The sequence below is a fragment of the Calothrix sp. FACHB-168 genome (assembly GCF_963889195.1).
Classification (GTDB): domain Bacteria; phylum Cyanobacteriota; class Cyanobacteriia; order Cyanobacteriales; family Nostocaceae; genus Aulosira; species Aulosira anomala_A.
The window spans coordinates 1-22,363 of sequence record NZ_CAWPNJ010000082.1; the positions used below are offsets into that span (position 1 = coordinate 1).

A 22,363-nucleotide genomic window follows, 5' to 3' on the forward strand; every position below is an offset into this window, starting at 1 on the left:
TTGATTTCTCGAAAGATAATCAGCGCTTCTTGGAAAGACTGCATTGCAGCTTTAAATTGACTGGTTTTATACTGCTCACGACCTTGCTGCAACACTCTCTCTGCTTCCGCCTTCCGCCCCTCTGGCGTTTGCGCCAGAACTCGTAACTCCCCTGGTGCTGCGGAAAGGCTGAAACTTATCGGCGTGGAAGCAGTGGCGATAACTAGGGCGAGGAAACTTAGACCAAGGTGGGAAACGCGCATACCGGGATGAATTATAAAGTTAAGGCTGGGCAGGAGAATCATGGGCTTAAGTAATTAAATTAAGCCTTTTGAACCATCAAAATCCTAAATTTTTGGTGAATGAGGCTAAATTTTGGGATAACTTAACCGCAAGCCCACCACTTTTTGATGGCTTATTGCTATATAGCTCTGAGCGGGGTGGGGGTTATGCAGTTTTTGTTGTCGCCACCAATTCTGCATTGGTTACCAACGCTTAAAAATTTTGAATAATTCCTAATTAATTAGTTGCAGCTATTGGCAGTGCGTAATCGGTGTTGTGCCAATATCTGACCAAAACCTGCACGTCGAGCTTGAAAAGGCTTGACTAAACTTGATAACTCTACCGCGTTTTTGAGTTTGATGTAGCAAATTTTCATCGCCACGTTAGATAAGGATTTTCAAACTATCTTGCTGAGAATTACGACATAAAGGCTCAACACCTGATTTATGTTTTTTTGAGTAGATGTCTATCCCCAACTTATCGCTTTTATTATGAAGAGACAATCTAGAGAATTGCTTGATTAGCTAAAATATTATTCGCCAACTGCTACTCCTACATCTTCATTCACAGATAGAGGAAGTTTCTTCTTGGATTTGACTAATTTAGGGGTGGCAGGTTTCTGAGATTTAGACTTTGGTGGACGACAGCGCTCGCAATACTGTGGTAGGGATGGATAGCAGATGCGTTCTACTACCTGTTTGCATTCTTTACATACGAAGCGATAGGCTCTTTGCTTAATGACACGAGTATGAGCCTTAACATAAACTTCCTTACTTTCCACCAGTTTGTTCCCTTTTTTGACAATTAACAATTCCTATGACTGAATATTCATCAATCATCTCTTTATTAGAAACCGAGCGTGAACGCTACATCATTGAGGCGGCTGAATTAGAACGTCGCCTCAAGTTTATCCATAACCAGATTAGCGCTATAGAAGCTCTAATTTCAGGATACGCAACTGAAGAGCAGATGTATTCTAGCTCTAGACGCTTATCTAATTTCAACTCTACAAGGGCTTTTCTTCAGGATAGTGAGACGGATATTGATGAGTCAGATAAAGCTGATGATTATACTATGCAGGAGACCCTGATTGAAGAGAATGCACCGAAAAATCATCAAGCAATCACTGAAATTTCTTCACCAACCACTAATCTCCCATCCCCAATCTCAAAAAATGAATCTGAGGATTCTTCTGCACATGAAGTAGATATCTCTGATATCCCGAAAATCACTACCAAAAGGAACCCTAGCACTGTACCGATGCTTGATGAATTCCTTGAATATTCTGTACAGAATGCGATTCTCATTTTGATGCGCCGTCGGCCAGACTTACACATGCATATTGATGCAATTATCCGCGACCTCTATGGGGATTTACCGCCAGAGAAACTAAAGAAGGCAAAATCGAGCGTTACTTCCGCGCTTTCAGCAGGGTCAATCCAGGGCTTATGGTATCGAGTATTGCGTACTAATGGGGTCTACACTTTGCACTATGAAAAAGGTGTTACTGCCAAGCCACAGCAGCGTAAATAGGGCTGGCTGGTCATCTACCATCACCCACCATCCAATCGGGGGGAGATTGTTTGTAACCGTAACCTTTTCTGTAACTGTGAGTTCTGATTTGGCGGTTACAGCCCCAAAGCCTTGTAAAACCTGTACCTCTGGGCTTTCTGTAACCGTGTAACCACTGTAACCGGAATTTTCAGCTTCAGAATTTTCATCACTGGTGGATGTAAGTTCTTCGATGTTAATGCTTAACTGTAAACTTTCTGTTTTTTCTTTTGATTCATTTTTTTCAGTTACACGGTTACACTCACTATTTTGAGAAGAGGAAACCTTTAATCCATCAGGGTTTGAGCCTGTAACCGAATCTTGGTTACACTCAGTTACGCCAGTTACAGGGTTCTCCATTCCCCCAAACAGGTGGGCTGAGATTAACCAAGCTTATCCACTGTACGTTCGCCTGCTACTCACGCCCTAATTAGTTACCAGCTTCCATCCATTCTCCCCCCAGGCGATCGCAATTTATGTGGCGCAGATAAGATACTTCAAGCTTCTCCAATGCTTACTCCGTAAGGCACATATCGATTTTTGTAGCCATAAAAACTCATGTTAATTTTTAGGACTACAAAATCACAAGAAATAACGAGAGCCATTCCCAACCTTGGGAATGGGGCATTAATATATTGACGGGTGTGGCCACCGCAACTCCACTCCGATAGCTTGCACATTTTCCCAGTCCTCTATGGGGAACGTGAATCAACCCTTGGGCTTCAGTTGCTTAACAGCCCTACGTTCTTCTAGTGTTAACTCCGCCCACACTGCTGATTTAAATTCATCAGTCCATTCCTCTAAGAGCGAATCAATCATCTCCCAAGACTTCTCGACAATACACTCCTTAATCAATTCCGCATTTGCCGACACATTGCTAACAGCATCATTGTCTGTAACCACCAACTCCGACTCATTTGTCTCAAAGAGTGGTTCTTGAGCAGATAATTGATGTTCTTCATTTTGTCGGCAGTTGTCGGCGACAGCAGCAGCAGAATTGGGAATGCAGTTGTCGCCAGTGTTAGGAGGCATCTGGGGCAAGTTCTGTCGGCAGTTGTCGGCGACTGTCGGCAACATTGTCGGCAATGTGTCGGCAATCTCAACAGCAGTATTGGTAAAGGTTTCAGCCACTTTATCTAAATTTGTCGGCGTTGTCGGCGTAATTATAGATAAATTTTCATCTTCATTAACCAGTGCTGGGGGGGACAGATTTCTATCGCCGACAATCAACTCGCCGACATTTAACTCGCCGACAATCACATCACGAAAATCGCCGACATTTAAATCCCCGACATTCACAGCAGAAAAATCGCCGACATTTAAATCCCCGACATTCACATCACGAAAATCGCCGACATTTAATTCGCCGACATTCAACCCACCGCCAAAAACATCCTCAAAATCGCCGACATCGCCGACATTTTGGATATTGGTTGAGTCAAACCCATTATTTACAAGGGTTTCACTTATTTTATCCATCGCCGACAAATCGCCGACAACCGCCGACATTTTTTGAGCATCATTATTCAAAACCATTGATATATTTGGCATTGCACCTTTTTTACTCATCGCCGACAAATCGCCGACATTTTTATGGGCGCGAAATTCTAACTTGGTTCCACTCCCCTTTAACTCGCCATAGCCCATATCTTTGGCTTTAACCATTAGCTCCCTAATCTCCAGTGACTTCATCCGCCCCTTAGCAGTTTGGTGGCGGCTAATCTCCCTGGCGTTTAACCAACCTTCTTCCCCGATTAACTGCCGTTTTGCCGACAAGTTGAGCATGGCTAGGATTGCTGATTGTGTAGTTTCCCCAGCAATCTGTAAATGCACCGCCTGAATCTGCTTTAATAAATGTTCAATTATGTCGGCAGCTTGTTTAACCCGGATTAAGGGAATAACTGTCTGCGGCGTGCCACAATTCGGGTCAGAGAGTTCATGGATGAGATGCAGGTTAAGTGACAATCTGCCTAACAACCCTTTGCATTTTTTCAGGAATTCTTTTAAAGCCCCATTTGGTAACCTGGCTGCTTCATACTGCCATTTAGTATCTACTTCCCGGAAATATTTGTAAGCTTCACCCGTAATGTGATATGTCTGGGCTTGGCAATCCAATATGGCTTTGTAGAGTCCTTGGAGTATTTCGGTGATGTCCACGCTCAAGGCGTTTTCGTCGGGTAATAGGCGAATGGTTTCCTGCAAGATAGAGAATGTAAACCTGGGCAGTAGTCCATCACTCGCCCCTAGCTGAAAATATTGGTGCAGTATCGAAGGTTGTAATCCCCCCAGCCAAGCGGTGTTAGTTTTTTCGACAAAAGTCTTTTTTGAAACTTTAGCTTCGCTAAAACCATCGCCGTCATATAAGCTTAAAAATTCTTGGCGGTCATTACCCTGCCCCCGTTTATATTGGTTAAATCCCCCAAATAAACCTGACAATTCGTCAACCACATTCAAGATGGAATAATCAGGGGCGCTGGCAATGTAATCTTTCAACCCTTCCAGGGTAGCCCCGGTTAAATACATTTTGTTGATTGGCTTGGGTGGTTCTGGTGCGGGAGTTGATTGTTTTGATTTCTGCCACTCGGCAAATTCTCTGTCGTACTGTTGTGATTCTTCTAGAAATCTTTTACTTTCGGCTTTTCTTAATGCATTGAGTGGTTTTTTGACTAGGGAGCGAAAGATAATTGATTTACCAGAACCACTATCACCGACTAAGGCATGATTGATGGCGGGGTTTTGATAAAATTCATTGTGCTTATTGCCAATCAAAACTTGAGTACCAATCAGGTGCGAGGCGCTGATTAAGCTGATGAGCGACATTAATAATGATGTTTGTGGCAGGGATTGGTTGATGCCAAATAACATCAATGCTGTGGCTAATTTTTCGGGGAGGAACTTTCTAACATCTAGTTCTAGGTTGGCAGTATCGAGAAAAACTTGAATATCTTCTTTGATGACTTGGTCATCTTCTGATGTGTGATATTCGGTTTCTACATCGTCCAGGAATCGGTCTATTTTTACTGGATAATATTTTTTGCCTACCTCTGCCCTAAAGCAGCTTAATTCTGATTTTGATACGTCTGACTCCAGTAATTTGATGTACTCAGTTTTGAGGGCATCGTAGTTAATACTAGTCGGGTGAAGAATAAATTTATTTTCATTGGTTGCATTGGCGCTCTGCTCCTTGGGTGACGCGATCGCATTTTTTGTCTGTTGTGGTTTAATGTAAATGCTCTGGGTTCTCTGCCATGCTTTAATGCAATTAATCAGCGCTTCATCGGTGAGGCTGGCAGATGGATTGCTGTTTGAAGCTGATTTCCAAATCCGCTCTGCGTCTTTAGTTGACAGTGGCGGAGAACATCGAGAACAATAATCATCCAAAAGTTGTCTGGGGTCGCCAGCAAACCTTTCACCAAGGTAATTTAATCTGGCAGCTGTACCAATCAAGTTTCGGGCAAGTTTGGCTCCGTTATCATCCCGGCTCCCCTCCCCGACACCGTTATCTATTAAATTCCTGTCATCTAAGGTTAAGCATTGGTACAAAGGTACATCGTCAACTAGTAATGTTGGGGGTGTGGTGGTGGTAGTATTAGTGGATTCATTTAAGAAATACTCGATTACCCAGGTGGGGCATTGGGCAATCTCGCAATCATCAGGAGAATTCACCCATTTATATGAGCCTGTTTGCGGGTGGACTGATGGGGGGAGAACGCTTTGGCATCCTTCCCAGCGAAGTTCTAGAAGCTGGTCTTTATCGTCATCACCTTTTACCCCAGTGTTAATTTTTTTGGTTTCCACAACTGACCAATATTCTTCGGGTACTTGGACAAGGTATTGGCAGCGCCCTGGTTTACCTGATGTAAAGCTGACGGTTTTAGGTAGTCCCCCTAGCTGGTTTAATTTTTCATGGGCTGCACTTCCATCTGCGTCTATGGCTAAAATTCCGCCCGACCATTTCCCGGTTCTTAGCCCGTAACCTTGGGGATAGCATTTACGCCGTTTTCCATTCTTGTAACTGACTGTGTCGCCATCAGAGATAATCTTTGTTAATTCTTGGCGACTAATGGGGGAGGCGTGATTCCAATCTGCGCGGTATGGATTTTTATTACCTAGAACGGGCGTTAGCGCCCATGAGCGGGGTATCAGTGTTAAACCCTGGAGTAGTTGGGAAGCTAAGTCTAGGGAGGGATTGGCGAATTCAGCAACCATTACGCGATACCTCCCTGAACGGTATTTAAATGTTGATTATTGTTAACTAAAATTGGTGATTTTTGACTTTGAGCCTTGTGCTGTAGAGTCAGTTGAGTCGGTGGAAGTTTTAAGTTGGTAGGCATCACAGATTTTCCCCATAATACTGATTTTTCGAGTATTGGAGGGGGTTATTGCGCTGCTACACTTTTTATCTATGAGTTCTACTGGATTGCTTTTTTAGGCTTGCTTTTTTGGGCATCCAAAAATTTTGTATTTTTTTTTGACCAAAATCACTTGTGAAAATTTCAATATTTCCACGGCAGCTCATATAATATGAGTAAGCAGCGCGGACTACTCTCTGTTGCCAATCGGTGGTAGACAGCTTCCAACTAATCAGCCACTTTTTTGGTTCTTAAGAGATAAACCCCGCTTCCCAAAATTTTGAATATTTAATTTTCTCTATCGGGCAAAGCGTTCACTACTAAGTAACTCTTTGTCCTTTTAATTTTTGTGTGTTTTTTATATCCACCTCCGTTTTACGTTTTATTTCACTACTTGCTGATTGTACAGAACTTCTGACTGTCTATTATCAAACAAGACTGTAATTTTTTGCTTGAGCTTACTTAATAAAACTTGATGATTGCTCAAGTCAGATGATTGTGCTTGTCTACTCGCCCTTTACTCACCCCGCCGTTATTGCCTTGTTGCCGTAGTAGGTAGTCAAAAACTCGGTCAATTCGTTCCAAAGCAAACCCGATGGTGCATTGGGACTCCTGAAACCGTGAGTCCGATTCCCTAAGTGCTTGTTGATGCAATCTGGCAATGTCAACCAGAGTGTTTACTGTCCTTTCCAGTCGGGCTAGCGCTTGGCTGTTGGTGCGAGTTTCTCGCCTTCCCCGTCTTAGATGGTGCGGATCAGGTCTATTTCATCCCCCCAATTGGTCTAATCGTTGGTCGATGTCATCCAACCTTGCTCAGGATGAGAATTAGTCATTTTGTTTGGTTTGATTTGCTTGTGAAGAGCAATTTATATCAGGCTGGTTTTCTTCTACTATTCTGCTCCTTTACTTTTTTTCCCCTTGGGTGTGGAAGAAGGTTGCTCATGCTTCTCTAGCCAAAGGCTAATTGCTTCATCTAGTGCATCGCTCTGGGTAATTTGCAACGCAGTGCAAGCGATTTTAAAGCTTAAAGCTTTGTCCTTTGGTATGTATCCGCTAACTTGAGCAAAATTTGGATCATCTCGTCTTGTTGCCACATTACTGTTTTCTATTTGTTCTGAAAACATTTTGGCATTACCTCAAGCTAATTAGTAATTCATTACTTCATTACAGCATTACTTCATGAAGTAATGCTATCATAGCACTAGCAAGCCAAAAAACGACGCAAAACAAAGGTGCTAGAGCCGGAAAGCAATGCTTTGGCAAGCAAAAAACTGGATGTGTGAATTTAAAGCGTTTCAGTCTCTAAATTCTCCAAACCCAGAGATATTAAGACTTTTACCGATTATCTGAACCATGACAACCACATACAGCAATGCCAAAAATTGGCTCAGTCAAGCTTCATCGCTTGCCAATTCTGGGCTAAATGCTCTCATCGCGGGTAAAGACCCCGGTGCTGGGTATGGGAAGGCAACTTATGGTGATATTTCTATCATGATGCCTGCTGCATACTCGCTAGTTCGTAACCGGAACATCCAACTTCACGAAACCATTTCCAAAGATGGGTGCTGGGTTCGCTACGTAGAAGGTTCGCGCCTGGACTTAAAAGATGTTCAATTCTTTTGGGGCAGTGCCGCGCTTTCCCAAGCTGACCACACCCTACTGCACGACGACAAAGCCAAAAAAGCAGAACTCGCACTTGAAAGCATCCTGGCAGACTTAGCAGTTCTTTCTATTCCCGACGACATGAAACTGTCAATTAGCTTAAGTAACCACAACCCAGAACGCTGGGGCGAGGAAATTAAGCGCAGAGTTGAGGGCGTTCATGTTTTTGAGCATAAGCACCCAGTGTCTCGTGACCTCATTACCAAGAAAGTTGAAATTAATATTACTGGCATTTACCCCGAAGGGTTTGGCAGCATCGCTCATTGTCTATTCGGTGAACCAACCCTAGCCCTAGAAGAATCAGAAATTGCCATTGCCCTTGATATCGGTTCATCCACTTGGTTGATTACCGTATTTAACGGCAATGGTGCAGTCATAGACCGCCATCTAATTGAAGGTGGATGTGGTGAGTTGCACTCAATGATTGCAGAAGCATTAGACAAGCGAAACGACAAAGTAAGTCTGCTGTCCAAAGATGTCAAGCATTCACCCAGCTTAGTTAACCGGGGAATTTTAGAAGGGACTTTCAGTTATGGCGGTAATCATCTCACGGGCAAAAAATTTGAGACAGAGTATAGCCAATGTCTTGATGAATGGTGGTCAACCAGAATTGAGAAATTCGCCAACTTTGTCACAGCAGGAAACTACCTGGATAGAGCTAAATACCTTGTCGCTTGGGGGGGTGGTGTAGGAATGCCAGTTGTGGATCAGAATCTCGCTGACTTGGGATTTGTAGTCTTAGAAAATCCCCAATTTATTAATGCGCTGGGATTGAAATTGTTAACAGAAATTGCGACAGGAGTTTAAAAAATGTCAGAGAAAACTTCCTATGAATCTCGGCGTGTAACCATCTCGTACCTAGCGGTTGAGGAACTGTGTTTGATGTTTGGTATCCCCAACGATGCGCCAACAATTGCATTATCAGCCGCAGTAGAGAAGTTGATTTTCTCCGGTGGGTGCAGTGTGCAAACATTCCCAAAAAATCAAATCACTGCATCTGCACCAATTCAACCAAATAAAGCCGGACTAGCATCTATGGCTTCTCAGTTTAAGGGAGTAGCTTCATGAACAAATTTAATTCAACATTGTCGATTTTTTGAGGTGAATTATGAACACTCAACCACTGCCAGAATTGGTTGCCAAAGCCCAAGAAGTACTTGAAACAATTCGGCAGCATCCACAATACCAAAAATTAAATATGGATTGCGATGTAACTCTGGGCGATGTCAATCAGTTTTTCAATACTCTGCAACAGACCACAGCTTCAAATGTGGACACAACTCCTGAAGAATTTTTTCAGTAATGGGGGGAGCGATTGCCCAGCCGACCAAAGCAAGCAATCGCCCACCAATGTGTCTACCGCCGCAAAACGATAAACGACATAAGGATTGTAAATCATGACTCAACCACTAGGCTATTACTGCGCTCTAACCCCAGGTGATGGAACCTATCTCGACTGGTTGCAAGATACTTATGGTTCTTGCCTTGAGGGGATTAATCGCATCGAGAAACTGCATTTTTTAAAAGCGATAACTGAAAACTTAATCGCATCTGAAATCGCCACCCACGGACAATATTTACTAGAAGAATCAGCCCAAACAATTCAGAAGCTTCAAGAGGATTTGTATCAGTACACCCCAATAGGCGACCACTTGGGGCTAGCAGAAGCAATCATCAACCAATTAAAAACTCAGCAATGAAATATCAAAAACCAGCCATGCTGGGGCTATTGGGTTTGGGCTTGATTGCTTCACCTCTGTTCATTAAATTGCCGCAGCAGTTCCACACTTTCGCTGCTATATCAAACTTAGAAGCGCAGGAATCTGTTGAACGTTCGCGCATCGAACAACGCAAACTGACCAGCGACAAACTCAACGCTACTGGCATATTACCGACCAGTTTAAAACTCAGAATTCGCGGCTATTTAGACAACCCAAAACGCAACCCAAGACCTGACACCAGCTATTACCAAGAGTCTGAACTAGTTTATGTTTATGACTCAGGAGGTCGTTGCATAGGGCAGATAGCAGAACGCCGTTGGCTGTGGAAATATCACTACAAAAATGTCTGCAATCTCTCACCCCAATTGGAGGAAAGTAAGCAATGAAAAGTGCCGAATATAAACCGCCCTCTGATTCACCAAAAACTTCCCCAACAACTAACAACAAATCTATCAATAATTACATTGAAATTTTAGCGCAATGGATTGTTGATATCATCGCCCTGCCCGTCACCTTCATTACTCACATCGTCGCCCAATTCGTCACGCCAGGGTCATCCGGCACAAAGATACTCGGCGCAATGGGGTTCTTTCTTGGCACACTCCTCAGTTCTGATGGAATTTGGCAAACGCTCTTTCAAGGCGTTCCGATGTTCTCCTGGTTTGAAAAAACCTGGATTGGTTGGTTTGGCTGGCTGAAGCTACCGTTTAATTTATTTTTTTGGCTTTCACTTGGCATATCGGCTTTAGTTCAAGTTATGGAGGCTCGAAGCCTAAGGGGTAAACGCCCAGACCTAGCTAGAGCCGAGTTTGAAGAATCCAAACAGTACACTCTTGGCAGCAAGCCGACTGCAAACATCGACCTGACTACCGCATTGTGGCGTGATTATAAGGTGGCAGGTATGAAAGAACGCCATGCAGGTGGAGCAATCGCACTGTTTTTCTGGCTATTCGACTTAACCACAACATTCGTAGGTCGCAATCCCTTCGCCTACACCGACCCCGGACAAATCTTGGGGTGTTTGGTTTATAACTTCACCACCATGATGGCAGGGGAGATTGGGTACACAATCTGGCGACTAACTAAATAACTAAGCAATTTATAGCCCTCTGCCTGCAAGGGTGGAGGGTTATTTACTTGAGGGATAAACTATGGAATTTTCACCCGATATTCATCAACCAATACCGCAACTCGCCACAAAAGAAACTGCCGCACTTCGCGCTGACTATCCCTGCATCGAACATTTGGAAGCGGGTAACATCGCCCCTTGGTTAGTCGAAAGACTCGACCAATTATTAGTTCGCGCCAAGACTGAAAGGGCGGGGATGAACCTAGCTAAATGCATCACTTTGACAACGGCATCAATCGGCGCGGTTTGTTATGCTACCTCCCCACTCGCCCCCATCGGTGCGCTAGTTGCGGGGCTGGGTTACGCTTGGTCGGTGGTGCAAGATATGACCGATTCCCATTGCTTCGCCCCCATCCCCTTTGTGCGGGGTAACTTTCTCGAATTTTTATCAGCAATGGGGGACAGTGAAGCCAGAGAGGAATGGTTCGCAGGCTCCAATGAAATTGTGGATTTGATGAACCACCTCGCCCCCCTGGAGCGGAGTGAATTTGTCATGCTGCGGCAGTATACCAGCACCCTCACTGAATTTCTAATTGGTGTGGAAGCTGGCAAGAAGTTTTATGCGTATAGGTGGCTGCTGGATAATTTTACAAACTATCGAGGTGCGTTTCCAACTGTTGAGCAATTGGACAAACATTTGGCGCAGGTAGCCCCCGACCCCAGAATTGACAATGCACAAGTAACTCTAATTCAGCAACAATCCCAAATAGCCCAACTACCACAGCAGAAAATACCTGCACCAAAATTCATTGAAACTCCACAACCCCAATTTATAGAGTTACCCAGTTCCCCACAAATTCAAACAATTGACTTTCCCAAGGTTGGGAATCAATCGAATGAAATTCAAGCACCAGAAATTCAATCAATGTTAGCGCTGCCACTTCACAACCGCGCGATCGCAATTATCGACGCATTAACTAATAGTGGTTTTGACATCGCCAAATGCATCCGTGACCAAATCACCGTAATTGCAGGAAATCAGCGCGGGGGTAAAGGTACGCTCATGGCGATTTTAGCCATCCTCAGTAAAGCATTGGAGCCAAACACCAAGATTCATTATTTCACCGCCGGGGATGATATATACCCGTTTCAATGCCATTACTTAGTATGCAGACTGAGTTACCCAAAACTAGACGGTGCAAAGGCTGATGCTAAGGTTGCAGGCGATTTGTACCAATATTTAAGGGAGATGGACAACGCTACTCAAAATAGTTACACAGACATTATTTTGGTAATTGATGAAGCGGTGGCGTTATCTGACTATCTCAGCGATGACCAGAAGCAATGGATCATTCGCTTCCTGTTCACTCGCGCTAGCAAGAAGGGGTCTCAGATTTTCGTGGTGTTGCATGGTAAGAATCTGACATCTTGGGTGGGAACTAAAAACACCGCCGGGTTTGGGGATACCTTTAAAACTGGTGCAACATTTATCGGATGTGAAGCCACGAGTAAAAAATTATCCCCACTCAAATCCATTTCTGTTGCCACTGGTAAATATTTTTTAGCCGACCCAGACAGTTTTGAAAAATCAATCTCCGGTGGTGAAATTGGGGTGATTCCAGATTGGTTAAAAACTGAGATTAATCCAACGACATCTCAACCCGACCCAGCCCGAACACTTCTAAAATATTTTCCTGAGTTAGTTGAGAATAGTCCCAATTTTGACAACATACCAACCCCAACATCACCGAAAAATAATCTGGCTGAAACCGTGGAGCAATTGGAGTCAATGCTTCTATTAGAAGTGGCAGAATCTGAGCCATCAGTTGAGCCAGAACATGAAATCGACAGCACTTTTTTAGACCACATTGTTGAACTCGTGGGTAAAAGTCAATCACCCGTTTCGTTTGAAGCAATCCGCAAACATAAATCATGGCTGCGCGATTGTCATGTGAATAATCCGGGCAGACCAAAACTGAGAACTGCTCTTAAATTATTAACGCAGTCAGGAAGAATATCTGGGGATGAAATTACAGGATACTTTCTCCCCCCAAAAAACTAAAGCGTTCCCGTTCCCAGGAACCGAAGGAGTCCGTTCCCAAATCTTGTAACCCCTATGGGTACTTGGGAACGGGGATTGGGTACGTCCTTGGGAACGGGGTTGGGAACGTTAAGCGAACGCAAGTCTATTCGCTTAAACCTAGCAGTAAAAAAATTTTACTTAGATTGATTTCTTCGGGTGTAACAATGTCAAAATTCCGCCTCAAAAATAACTTCAGCTTAGGAGACTTAGAAAAGTTTGTAGATGATTTGCTTGATAACCCACCTTTGTTTTTTGATTTGTTCAACCCAGGATTTGCGCCTCCACTATCGATAAAAGAGCTTCCCTGCCTCCCAGACTTACCCGGAATTTATCTTTTGGCGATTACTCATGAAAAAGCGTTGGAGGAGATTAGCCAAATAGTCTATATCGGCTCAAGTGTTGTAAGTATCAAAAAAAGGTTCAAGGAGAAACATCATAAAATGCAGGTTTTTTACCTCCTAGAAAAGTTGCTGCTTGATGCTCACAAAACTCATTTCGTAGATTTTGATAATTATGGACGGTTTTGTCTGGGGATTTTTTGCTGGCCAAATCCATTTATCGAACCAAAATTTCTCCGCAGATTCGAGGAGTTGTTGATTGATAAAATCAACCCCCCCTGCAATTATTTGAAGGTGGGAAAAAATCGAGATAGCGAGATAGAAGAAACTTTTCTGAGTCTGGATAATTTTTAAAGAATCAAAGTTATACCATTTCTCTAAATTCAGCCTACAGATAATTCTCCCACTGCCCCCTTGCTGCCTATGTGTAGCCATATTTTTGAGATTTGGTATTAGCTCTCGGCACATCAAAAGAGGGCTTTATCGGGAAAGGCAGAGGGCAGGAGGCAGAAGGCAGAAGGGAATTCTGCTTCCTACCCTCTACCCGTGACCGGAGGGAACAAGGGTTTAAGACCCCCACTGAACAAGAGTTCAGTGGCTCCAAGTCAGGAGGGGATTCAAACCCCTTCTGACTTGATCCTTCTGCCCTCTGCCCTCTGCCTTCTGCCTTCTTCAATTTTTCTGGGCTGTCGGGCTGTCGGTCGCATGAACAACCTTGGGAATGGGGCACTTATTCCAAGTAATTTTGTAGTCATAACAACTAGGTCTAATTGTTATGACTACAAAAAATCGGCTTAAGTCTTACGGGGCAATCATCACACCCCCTATAATCGCTCACCACTTCATTCCCAAGCTTGGGAATGGAATGCCCTATGATGTTTTGAGATAAAACGGGTTAAAAAGCTTTAGCCGGGGGACGGATTTTTGTAGTGACAAAAACTTGTACAAAAATTTGTCACTACAAAAAATCGGCGTAAGTCTTGCGGGGCACTCATCACAACCCCTATAATCGCTCACCACTTCATTCCCAACCTTGGGAATGGAATTAACTGCAAAAATTTTCTCATCCAAACTCATAAACCGAACGCCTCCTTAATTGCTAATTCATTGAGAATGTCAAAATCCCGCCCACTGGCTTTCTTGCCCTGACTGGCTACGCGGTTCGACAGCATTTCCTTCACCAAAAGAGGATTCTCAAGCACCGCCTGCCACTCGCTCACCCAAGTCTGCAACATTGGCCAATTTTCTGGCTGCTTTTCAAATTTCAGGATGCAAGCTTGCACATAAGCCACATTCGGGTCTCCATTAAATGAGTACCACTGCACAAATTTTACAAAGTCACCACTGATATCCCCCGGCGCTGGATGAAAAATCTCTCCAGAATGCCGATAAAGCCGGACTGAATCCCCCAAACGATAATTCGCTAGGGCGATTAATTTATCGCGCTGTAAAGGCTTTCCCTGCCGCACCTTCTCCTCTATTTCCTCCACCCAGTCCGGCGTTTTTTCAAAATCTGGCGCGGCGGCGGCGGAAAATTTGCCTTCATGAGGGTCTTTCGGCTTTGCCCGATATCCTTCTTCTGGCCTTGGGTTTTTTTGCGTTTCTTTCGGTAGCTCTATTCCTCGTTCTGGGCGTAGAGGTGTTAACTCTGGTTCTTCTTGAAAATTTTTTAAGGGGGGGACACCCGAAATAGAGATGCCCGGACGCATATTTTTTGCAGTAGTCTCCCCTGCAGTAATTTTTGAAGAAATCTCTGCTGTATTTTCTGCTGTACTCTCTGAGGGAGCCTGGAAAGCTTGCACATCAATGATTACAGACTCCGGCAAATCCGAGTTACTCGCAACCAAGTCTCCCACTTCGTCATAACCAAGTCTGTCAGGTTCTTGGATGCCTGTCTCGAAGGAACTCGGAACCTTGTCTCCCATGAACTCGGACTCAAGCCTCCCAGTTTCTTGGATGCCTGTCTCGAAGGAACTCGGAACCTTGTTTCTCAGTTTCTTGGATGCCATAATCCTAGTTTGTGAGATTATGGATTTTTCAAGGGTTTCAGCCACTTTTTTTAATCTCTGCTCAAATTCATTAAGTTTTGTAATGGGATTGACCGCAGATTTTCTGCATTGCTTAAAAAATTGTTGTGCTACCTGCCGGCATTTATGGAAACAGGAGCGATAATTTTCGAGTTTGAGCTTGATTTCCTCTGCCCCAAAGCCTCGGCTGATAAGATTTCCGAACTGGTCGTTGAGGTCTTTGAATTCCTTTTTGATTTTGCAAGCTACCTGCCAGCAGTCCCAGAGTTTGTTGAGGGCATTTTCTTTAAGTCGATATTCAAGCCGCCGGGGAATTCCGGCGTAGCGTTCCTGAAGCAACCCGCGACTTACCAAAGACATACGCGCATTTCTTTGTTCGTAATCTGATAATTCAGTTTCTAACCGCCACTCTTCTTGAGTTTTATAAATCCACCCTGCGGGGTTTGACTGCTTTCCATGCCAATAAGTTAGTTGGCATAAAAATATGGCAGCGTGATGCGAACCGGTGAGGGGAACTAGGTCGGGATAAAAGGCGATGGGACTGCCGATTCCTTGCAGTAACTCAGAAATTTTCATTATTTAATGTTCCTTAATTAATTTCTGTAAATAGTACATTATGCATCTGAGATTCATATAGTTTTCTGCTAAGATTTTTTTCCTCTTGAAATGCGATTTTGTTCGCCAGATATTATACTAATAGTTAACCAATAATTCTAGATTGCTCATCAGAAGATGATAAGGATTTTTTAGGGAAAGCTTAAATAGATATAATTAGATTTTTTGGAAAAATCGCGCTCCTAATATTAGGGGGATTTCCAAATTGATTGTTGCTAGTTTTGATTGTCTATATTTTGATTTGACTCAGTGATTCCAGAACAACCCCAGGTGGAGCGTCAAATCGATATCTAGGAAGTGTTCAATGGAATCTTCTATATCCTGATAGAAGAAGTGAGATGGCGAGGGTTGCCATTTTCTATTGGTCTACTTTTCAAGCTCATGAGTATCATAAATATGCTGGGCAAAACAACTCTTGACTAGAGCGACCATTATCAAGAATGTTCAATCTGCGCGATTACCAACAGGATTTAGTTTCAAAAACCTTCGCCACTTGGTCTCAAGGAACTCAGAAAGTACTCCTACAACTAAGCACGGGCGGTGGTAAGACTATAATCTTTGCCGCAGTGGCATCTAAATTTACCGCCACTGGCTCAAGCGTTTTGGTCGTCGCTCACAGAGAAGAGTTGATTAACCAAGCAGCAGAGAAACTGGCTGCGGTCACAAAAGTTCAACCAGGAATCATCAAAGCCGGATATAAGCCAACTGACTCGTTAATTCAAGTAGCCAGTATCCAAACTCTTTCTCGTCGCAAAACTTACCCGACTGCTCAGGTTGTCATCATTGACGAAGCTCACCATGCTTCAGCTAATAGTTACCGCAAATTGCTCGATGCTTATCCAGATGCTCTTACTCTGGGAGTGACAGCCACACCCAGGCGAGAAGATGGTTATGGATTGCGAGATATTTTCGACCACCTGATTTGCTCAATTACCACCAAAGAATTAATCGCCTCTGGATACTTAACTGATTATAAATTGATAGCAGGCTTTAAATATTCCCAGCACAAAGTCCCTCAAAAACGCGACTTCACCAAAAAAGAATTAGAAGCAGTTGCTTCTGACTACAAACCGTCCGAAGTATTAAAGCAATGGAAAAATTTTTGTGCTGGTAAGAAGACAATTATTTTTGCAGTTAACGTCATGCATTCAAAACAAATCGCCGCAGCGTTTTGTGCAGATGGTATCAAGAGCGAACACCTGGATGGAGATACACCCAATAATGAGCGTAAAGCAATTTTAGATAGATTTCGTAGCGGTCAGACCCTGGTCATTAGCAATTGTGCAATTCTGACTGAGGGATTTGATTGCCCTGACTCGCTGGCGGCAGTGATAGCTCGACCCACTAGTAGTGTGACGCTCTGGCTGCAAATGATTGGTCGAATATTGCGTCCGGCACCAGGAAAAGATTATGCAACTATTCTAGACATGACTGATAACTGGTTTAGGTTAGGTCGTCCCTGTGACCACAGAAAATGGAGCCTAGACCCAGTATCCTGCGACCCGGATACCCAAGGTGTGAGATGCTGTCCGCACTGTCACCATGTTTTCAAACCAATGGCAGCTTTAATTCGTACCAAAGAATGCTTTCATTCTAAAACAGCAGACTTTGTTACTCAATATGAAGCGGATTGTCCTAATTGCGGTAAATCTTTTAAGTGGGTATTAGAAGAATCTTCTCTGGACGAAAATAGTAGAGTGCCAGTAATTGTTTCTAGCTTTGATATTGAGTTTAAAGAAGTTCCTCCAGAGGTTCGTTCCCTATTACTGCGCCCAATTATTGAAGCCAAAAAGCGCAAGTTTAGGAGCGAAGGCAAAAAATTATTTTTTTATAATTCCACAATTAGAAGCTGGTTTTTAGATTGTCAAGAACTAACTCTCACCGAACTACTTTACGCTATTCAACTACTTGGTTGCCCAGAAGAAACTTTTGAATCTAGCATAGAATGTCTAGCCTTTAAAGTTCGCAACGCAAAAGAATGGTCAGATGTCACCCAAATTATGTCTCGTCGTCCAGACAGTGTGAAGAAAGTTATTTGGAGCAATTTGTCTGTAAGCGAAAGAAACCGACTCAACCAAATGAAAGCAGAGTATGAAAATGAAATTCAAAAATGGTTGACCGAAGAAAATCTGGCAGTAATAGCGGCTGACCTGGAAATCTGTGAAGATATGGGGATGATTTCTGATTTATGGCAAATCTATAAAAAACAAGCTATCTATGCAGCAATTGAGCGACTAAGTGCTGATAAACGCGACAAAATCAATCAGTGGATTACTCAGCTTGACACAGCCAGTTAGTTATTTTGGTATTGTAAGAAAGCATCGCCTGTGATTCGACAATGAAAGAACCCTTAAAATAAAGATAATTGTCCCGGCGACACATTCCCCCTGCGTCTTGTATGAAAACTAAGATGACATGCACTACATAATGCGCACAAGTTGTCTCGACGATTATCCTCTGGCATGAAATTTTTATGATGCACCGTTAATGTTAGTGCCATTCTTTGGGAGCGAGAAAGTTTGGATGTATCATCACCGGGGCGAATGCATTGCAACCCACATTTAGTACATCGCCAGTCCACTCCTTGTTTCACAACACTAGCGATATCTGACCAATTTTTTGGATAACGTTCTCGTGATTTTTTAGGCATTTTCAGGTTCTAAAAATTGTGGAACGCGATTTAATTTACTGTCTGTTGATAAGAGTAATTTACTATAGTTACTCTTCTGATTGCTCAGTAGAGTAATCAGAAAATGATTCTAATAGAATTTTTTTCGATTCCCATTCCCAACCTTGGGAATGTCTTTTATTAAGAACGCCGTTCTTTGCGCTCACCCACGGTGATGCCTTTAAAGCAATTTTGATATCACTCTCAAGCTAGGATTTATCAACCCAGAGTATAGAAGCCAGTATAGACACTTGGAAAGCCCCAACATGAGCGAATCCTATCGCTGTGAATTATATCAGCAAGTGGTCATCCCCCCGCTTGGATAAGCAAGTCAAATCACTCAACGAGATAATGCGGGTTGTGGCGTTCGCTGTGTCGGGCTGATTGATAAGTCTGGTTTAATCGGGTGTCATCGCTCACGAGAGAATAGGCTTTTTGGTCACTTACATTGTGTTTCTACTATTAAACAATGTAGGCTAGACCCTATGAAAATAAATCGTTTCGGCAGGGCAGAAATCCTTACCCCCGACCAAATTAATCTCCTATTTACTGAAGGGTTTGTCAACCCGCGCGATCGCGCTTTGTTCGGCGTGTGCCTTTATGCTGCTTGCCGAATCAATGAAGCTTGCACGTTGGCAGTGAAAGATGTTTTTGGCAGCAATGGGGTTAGGGGGGTGTTGGTGTTACGGAGCGTTAACACTAAGGGGAAGCGGGACACTAGGGAAATTCAAGTGCATCCGAAGCTGAAGCAGTATTTGGAAGAGTACAACCCCAACCGCCGCAAGGAGTTTTTGTTTCCGGGGCGGCATGGGTTGGGGCATATTCATAAGGTGAGTGCTGATAAAATTCTCAGAGATACCTGTACGCGGTTGGGGATTGAGGGGGTGAGTACGCACAGTTTCCGCAGGACTGCGTTAACTAGGATGAGCGATGCGGGGATACCGTTGCGCCATATTCAGGAGATATCGGGGCATCGAACGCTAGCGGCTTTAGAGCGATACCTGGGGGTAACTGAGAAGCAGAAGCAGAACGCTATCTCTGCTTTGGATTTTTGAAATTTCTATACCAGATTCTACATGGGAGGAATCAGCACAGGTTTAGTGATGGCATAAATGTTTATCCTAAAAATAAACTCCCATGCCCCGTCAACCTCGTCAAATTAAACCCGATTACTGTTATCACATTACGACTCGTTGTAATAACCGCGAATTTAAATTGAGTCGTCGGGAATGCCGGGAGGTGTTTCTCTACGCTATCAAAAAAGCTTTCGATAAATTCAATTTTAAACTTTATGCTCTGTGCATAATGTCGAATCATGTTCACTATTTAATTGAGCCTAGTCAACCAGAAGACCTGCCCAAAATTATGCACTGGCTTAACTGGTACACCGCCATGTGCTTTAATCGAATGCTCAAAAGAACTGGTCACTTTTGGGAAAAAAGATATCACAGTTCAGGTTTTGAAAAGAGCGATTATCAAAGGGCATTAAATACGCTGCGGTACATTCACGCTAACCCGAAAGCCACCGGAATGCAGCAGGGATTTTTCTATGATTTTAGTAATTATGGAACTTACGATAGGTTGACCGATGATGGGCTAACTCAATGGCATCCAGCATTTTTATCTTTGGGACGAACATTGGAAGAATGCGCTGCTAAATATCGGGGGTTTTGTAAAAGGTACAAGCCACAGCCGAAACCAGATAAAAGCTATCACTGGGGAAGTAAATTGCTGCCCAAAGTTGTCAAGCCTAAAAGTAAAAAGACATCGCCAGGGCAGATGCGATTACCTTGGGTGGAATGGGAATTTGAGGATTCGCCAGTCCGGGAGGTGGCTGAACAATTTGTAGTTGCTAACTGTTATGACCCGAAGATAGCGATGCGGTTGTTTTGATGGCGGTGCCAGGTATCGGAATTACTGGAAATGGTTATGAAGTCGTAGAAAGTGGTTTTGATAACAAATATTTAGACAAGGCTGGAACGTTTATATGTTACAGTTGGGAATTCTTCCACTCATCTAAATTATCTAGGTTTTCATTAAACATCTTATAACTCACAATCAAAATAAAACCACACACCAAAATCCAAAACAACCCAAAAACCAACACAACCCCAACCCACCCAACCCACCCACCACCCAACATAAAACCACCAATCAACCACCCACAACCCAACATAAAACCACCAATCAAACAAAAACAACAACACAAAATCAAAAAAAATCGAATGAAATTTAATTTATTTTTTCCCTCTAAAGTTTTTGTTAAAATAATAAAGACTAAAATAAAAATAGATATAAAAAAAATAGATATAAAATTAAAATTAAAAAGATTTTTATCAGAAAATATTAGAAAACTAAACTTAAAACAAAACTTTAAAAGATTTGGTTCTCTTAATCTTACTAGATTTTTTGAATTCAATTGACAATACCAAAAAATGGTTTCCTGGTTTGCCTGAAAATTAACAACTATTAATCTTTTAATATAATCTTCACTCCGGTTAGTTTGATTAATTTGACATGCTGCCAAATATTCTTGAAAACTGAGGTGAGCAAATTGATATACTTTTTGCCCTTTATGCTGATTTTGTACTAACAACCCCTTGTAAGTAATTTTATCAATAAATTCTTGTGTTAATAATTCTCTTAATGAATCATTCAGATTAAATAATTCTCTTAATGAATCATTCAGATTAAATTCAGTTTTTTTCTGCTCCATTAGGTAAAGTGCTAATCTTTGTAAGACACTTAATCTTTCCTCATATTTACAATCGTTCACAGCTATGTCTCGACGCTGAAGTACAATCTCTAATATATCCTTATAAAGGGTTACCCGGTTCCACCGCAGGGATTGACTACCAAAATCATAATGAACTTTACACATTATTGTTAACAGCAATGGATTCTCTGCGATTTTTTTCAATGAAGAGCTATCCAATATCTGATTCTTCAAATCGTCTGAATTTACTAAAGTATTAATGTTTTTCCCATCCATTTCATGCATTTCTTTGTAATTTCTATCTATAAAGCTTTTAATATCCTCATGATTAAATGGTTGCAATTCTAGCATTATATAGTTAATCTCTTGGAGAATTTCATTTATTTTTTGGGGATTGCTTTCAAATATGGGTCGTGAGGTTAAGATAAAAGTAGTTTTATTGTATGTTTTCATTTGTTGATTAACCCACTGCCCAACTTTCTTTAAGTCATCACATTCATCCAAGCCATCCAGCATTACTAAACAATGACCATGAAATAATTTTCTCTCAAATTCTTTAGATAATTTATTCAATTCAACTATGGTTATGGAATTTGCTTGTTTAGCAATTAAATTTGCTAAACTTTCATTTTTGATTATATCTTCGTATACTTCTCTTATTAATAATAGCGATGGAACTAGTTCAGTCGCTTGTGGAAAATATTCTTGTTTTTTTTGTGTTGCAAATATCAACGCTAAATCTTTTAAGAGAGTACTTTTTCCCGTTCCTGCTGCGCCATAAACTACTATACACTGTCTGCGCTCATTACTAAGGTAATTTGATAAAGAGGGATAGAATGAATTTATATTATTATTATTTCTTACTGTATTTCCTTTATAAACAACAACAGTCCGTGGTATGAATATATTCGATAATAATAGGCTAGCAGATTGAATCAAGCCTTCTGTTTGATGATTTTGGCATCGATTCTTTAAGCATTCGTAGTATTTGTCTAATAGTGAAAGCTGAGTAGTTGTGTCCGTATCCTCCGTGTCCGTATAAAGGTTTAGTTTTTTGGCAAAAGCCTTCAATCGTGGGTTACGAACTGAATTACACGCACCACGAACTAAATCTTCAATCCATCCCTGAGATTCTGCTGTTTGTATTAATTTAAAGACAACATCTTGTAAACTCCCTTCACCAGCAATCGCTCTTAGATTTTTATCTAATTCAAATGCCAACATTTGCTCTAAGGATGCCATATTAGGAAAAGCATCAATCAAAGCCAATTGTAGTTCTTTACGTTTTTGACCTGATAAA

The 22,363-nt window shown here is 42.3% G+C and carries 22 protein-coding genes; 13 read left to right on the top strand and 9 right to left on the bottom strand.

Annotation, left to right across the window (positions count from 1 at the left end):
* A partial coding sequence (locus tag AACW45_RS35165; RefSeq protein WP_190637771.1) for a hypothetical protein occupies positions 1–284 on the bottom strand: 284 nt, incomplete at its 3' end.
* A 26-nt stretch (positions 285–310) separates the two neighbouring features.
* On the opposite strand from AACW45_RS35165, the gene AACW45_RS35170 reads away from it, so the two are divergent.
* Positions 311–478 (top strand): hypothetical protein, encoded by a 168-nt coding sequence (locus tag AACW45_RS35170; RefSeq protein WP_190637773.1) that lies wholly within the window; start codon positions 311–313, stop codon positions 476–478.
* A 315-nt stretch (positions 479–793) separates the two neighbouring features.
* Here AACW45_RS35170 and AACW45_RS35175 read toward each other — a convergent pair whose 3' ends face one another.
* A complete protein-coding gene (locus AACW45_RS35175) occupies positions 794–1,042 on the bottom strand; it encodes a hypothetical protein (protein ID WP_190637775.1) in 249 nt (82 codons plus the stop codon).
* A 35-nt stretch (positions 1,043–1,077) separates the two neighbouring features.
* On the opposite strand from AACW45_RS35175, the gene AACW45_RS35180 reads away from it, so the two are divergent.
* Positions 1,078–1,794, top strand: a complete 717-nt coding sequence (locus AACW45_RS35180; RefSeq protein WP_190637777.1) for a hypothetical protein — start codon at positions 1,078–1,080, stop codon at positions 1,792–1,794.
* On the opposite strand, the gene AACW45_RS35185 is transcribed toward AACW45_RS35180, so the two are convergent.
* From AACW45_RS35185 to AACW45_RS35200, 4 genes are all read right to left on the bottom strand, one after another.
* The gene (locus AACW45_RS35185) at positions 1,708–2,172 is read right to left on the bottom strand and encodes a hypothetical protein (RefSeq protein ID WP_190637779.1); all 465 of its coding nucleotides are present in this window, start codon (positions 2,170–2,172) and stop codon (positions 1,708–1,710) included. The two genes, AACW45_RS35180 and AACW45_RS35185, sit on opposite strands and share 87 nt — an antisense overlap.
* A gap of 348 nt (positions 2,173–2,520) precedes the next feature.
* Complete coding sequence (locus AACW45_RS35190) at positions 2,521–6,021, bottom strand: DUF3987 domain-containing protein (protein ID WP_199331307.1); 3,501 nt, start codon at positions 6,019–6,021, stop codon at positions 2,521–2,523.
* Positions 6,021–6,146 (bottom strand): hypothetical protein, encoded by a 126-nt coding sequence (locus AACW45_RS35195; protein WP_277880465.1) that lies wholly within the window; start codon positions 6,144–6,146, stop codon positions 6,021–6,023. Before AACW45_RS35195 ends, AACW45_RS35190 begins: the two co-directional genes overlap by 1 nt.
* A gap of 908 nt (positions 6,147–7,054) precedes the next feature.
* Positions 7,055–7,288 (bottom strand): hypothetical protein, encoded by a 234-nt coding sequence (locus tag AACW45_RS35200; protein ID WP_190637781.1) that lies wholly within the window; start codon positions 7,286–7,288, stop codon positions 7,055–7,057.
* Positions 7,289–7,517: 229 nt separating this feature from the next.
* On the opposite strand from AACW45_RS35200, the gene AACW45_RS35205 reads away from it, so the two are divergent.
* The 8 genes from AACW45_RS35205 to AACW45_RS35240 all read left to right on the top strand — a co-directional run bounded on the left by AACW45_RS35205 (position 7,518) and on the right by AACW45_RS35240 (position 13,391).
* Complete coding sequence (locus tag AACW45_RS35205) at positions 7,518–8,633, top strand: ParM/StbA family protein (RefSeq protein ID WP_190637783.1); 1,116 nt, start codon at positions 7,518–7,520, stop codon at positions 8,631–8,633.
* A gap of 3 nt (positions 8,634–8,636) precedes the next feature.
* Positions 8,637–8,894 (top strand): hypothetical protein, encoded by a 258-nt coding sequence (locus tag AACW45_RS35210; protein ID WP_242045828.1) that lies wholly within the window; start codon positions 8,637–8,639, stop codon positions 8,892–8,894.
* A gap of 40 nt (positions 8,895–8,934) precedes the next feature.
* The gene (locus AACW45_RS35215; RefSeq protein ID WP_190637785.1) at positions 8,935–9,129 is read left to right on the top strand and encodes a hypothetical protein; all 195 of its coding nucleotides are present in this window, start codon (positions 8,935–8,937) and stop codon (positions 9,127–9,129) included.
* A gap of 94 nt (positions 9,130–9,223) precedes the next feature.
* Positions 9,224–9,526 carry a hypothetical protein gene (locus AACW45_RS35220; protein ID WP_190637787.1) on the top strand — a complete coding sequence of 101 codons (303 nt, stop codon included), beginning with the start codon at positions 9,224–9,226 and terminating at the stop codon, positions 9,524–9,526.
* A complete protein-coding gene (locus AACW45_RS35225) occupies positions 9,523–9,933 on the top strand; it encodes a hypothetical protein (protein WP_190637789.1) in 411 nt (136 codons plus the stop codon). The genes AACW45_RS35220 and AACW45_RS35225 overlap by 4 nt, the downstream gene beginning before the upstream one ends.
* Positions 9,930–10,637 (top strand): hypothetical protein, encoded by a 708-nt coding sequence (locus AACW45_RS35230; RefSeq protein ID WP_190637791.1) that lies wholly within the window; start codon positions 9,930–9,932, stop codon positions 10,635–10,637. The genes AACW45_RS35225 and AACW45_RS35230 overlap by 4 nt, the downstream gene beginning before the upstream one ends.
* Before the next feature lie 61 nt (positions 10,638–10,698).
* Positions 10,699–12,678 carry a hypothetical protein gene (locus tag AACW45_RS35235; RefSeq protein ID WP_190637793.1) on the top strand — a complete coding sequence of 660 codons (1,980 nt, stop codon included), beginning with the start codon at positions 10,699–10,701 and terminating at the stop codon, positions 12,676–12,678.
* A 164-nt stretch (positions 12,679–12,842) separates the two neighbouring features.
* The gene (locus AACW45_RS35240; RefSeq protein WP_190637794.1) at positions 12,843–13,391 is read left to right on the top strand and encodes a hypothetical protein; all 549 of its coding nucleotides are present in this window, start codon (positions 12,843–12,845) and stop codon (positions 13,389–13,391) included.
* Between the two features lie 719 nt (positions 13,392–14,110).
* Here the strand turns inward: AACW45_RS35240 and AACW45_RS35245 are convergent.
* Positions 14,111–15,640 (bottom strand): hypothetical protein, encoded by a 1,530-nt coding sequence (locus AACW45_RS35245; protein WP_190637796.1) that lies wholly within the window; start codon positions 15,638–15,640, stop codon positions 14,111–14,113.
* A 479-nt stretch (positions 15,641–16,119) separates the two neighbouring features.
* On the opposite strand from AACW45_RS35245, the gene AACW45_RS35250 reads away from it, so the two are divergent.
* Positions 16,120–17,976 carry a DEAD/DEAH box helicase gene (locus AACW45_RS35250; RefSeq protein WP_190637798.1) on the top strand — a complete coding sequence of 619 codons (1,857 nt, stop codon included), beginning with the start codon at positions 16,120–16,122 and terminating at the stop codon, positions 17,974–17,976.
* Positions 17,977–18,029: 53 nt separating this feature from the next.
* Here AACW45_RS35250 and AACW45_RS35255 read toward each other — a convergent pair whose 3' ends face one another.
* Positions 18,030–18,329, bottom strand: coding sequence for an HNH endonuclease (locus AACW45_RS35255; RefSeq protein WP_190637800.1), 300 nt, complete (start codon positions 18,327–18,329; stop codon positions 18,030–18,032).
* 503 nt (positions 18,330–18,832) lie between these two features.
* Between AACW45_RS35255 and AACW45_RS35260 the strand changes: the two genes are divergently transcribed.
* Together AACW45_RS35260 and AACW45_RS35265 are read left to right on the top strand one after the other, a co-directional pair.
* Positions 18,833–19,402 (top strand): tyrosine-type recombinase/integrase, encoded by a 570-nt coding sequence (locus AACW45_RS35260; protein ID WP_190637803.1) that lies wholly within the window; start codon positions 18,833–18,835, stop codon positions 19,400–19,402.
* 82 nt (positions 19,403–19,484) lie between these two features.
* Positions 19,485–20,240: a transposase gene (locus AACW45_RS35265; RefSeq protein WP_190637805.1), complete on the top strand. Its 756-nt coding sequence runs from the start codon at positions 19,485–19,487 to the stop codon at positions 20,238–20,240.
* 97 nt (positions 20,241–20,337) lie between these two features.
* Here AACW45_RS35265 and AACW45_RS35270 read toward each other — a convergent pair.
* Positions 20,338–22,363, bottom strand: a 2,026-nt coding sequence (locus tag AACW45_RS35270; RefSeq protein WP_190637807.1) for an effector-associated domain EAD1-containing protein, incomplete at its 5' end; no start/stop codon positions are given.

Coding starts and splice junctions, on each gene's coding strand:
- AACW45_RS35190 (WP_199331307.1), bottom strand. CDS start 6,021: ATGGTTGCTGAATTCGCCAATCCCTCCCTAGACTTAGCTTCCCAACTA.
- AACW45_RS35215 (WP_190637785.1), top strand. CDS start 8,935: ATGAACACTCAACCACTGCCAGAATTGGTTGCCAAAGCCCAAGAAGTA.
- AACW45_RS35225 (WP_190637789.1), top strand. CDS start 9,523: ATGAAATATCAAAAACCAGCCATGCTGGGGCTATTGGGTTTGGGCTTG.
- AACW45_RS35185 (WP_190637779.1), bottom strand. CDS start 2,172: ATGGAGAACCCTGTAACTGGCGTAACTGAGTGTAACCAAGATTCGGTT.
- AACW45_RS35195 (WP_277880465.1), bottom strand. CDS start 6,146: ATGCCTACCAACTTAAAACTTCCACCGACTCAACTGACTCTACAGCAC.
- AACW45_RS35235 (WP_190637793.1), top strand. CDS start 10,699: ATGGAATTTTCACCCGATATTCATCAACCAATACCGCAACTCGCCACA.
- AACW45_RS35245 (WP_190637796.1), bottom strand. CDS start 15,640: ATGAAAATTTCTGAGTTACTGCAAGGAATCGGCAGTCCCATCGCCTTT.
- AACW45_RS35205 (WP_190637783.1), top strand. CDS start 7,518: ATGACAACCACATACAGCAATGCCAAAAATTGGCTCAGTCAAGCTTCA.
- AACW45_RS35260 (WP_190637803.1), top strand. CDS start 18,833: ATGAAAATAAATCGTTTCGGCAGGGCAGAAATCCTTACCCCCGACCAA.
- AACW45_RS35250 (WP_190637798.1), top strand. CDS start 16,120: ATGTTCAATCTGCGCGATTACCAACAGGATTTAGTTTCAAAAACCTTC.
- AACW45_RS35200 (WP_190637781.1), bottom strand. CDS start 7,288: ATGTTTTCAGAACAAATAGAAAACAGTAATGTGGCAACAAGACGAGAT.
- AACW45_RS35265 (WP_190637805.1), top strand. CDS start 19,485: ATGCCCCGTCAACCTCGTCAAATTAAACCCGATTACTGTTATCACATT.
- AACW45_RS35230 (WP_190637791.1), top strand. CDS start 9,930: ATGAAAAGTGCCGAATATAAACCGCCCTCTGATTCACCAAAAACTTCC.
- AACW45_RS35220 (WP_190637787.1), top strand. CDS start 9,224: ATGACTCAACCACTAGGCTATTACTGCGCTCTAACCCCAGGTGATGGA.
- AACW45_RS35210 (WP_242045828.1), top strand. CDS start 8,637: ATGTCAGAGAAAACTTCCTATGAATCTCGGCGTGTAACCATCTCGTAC.
- AACW45_RS35180 (WP_190637777.1), top strand. CDS start 1,078: ATGACTGAATATTCATCAATCATCTCTTTATTAGAAACCGAGCGTGAA.
- AACW45_RS35255 (WP_190637800.1), bottom strand. CDS start 18,329: ATGCCTAAAAAATCACGAGAACGTTATCCAAAAAATTGGTCAGATATC.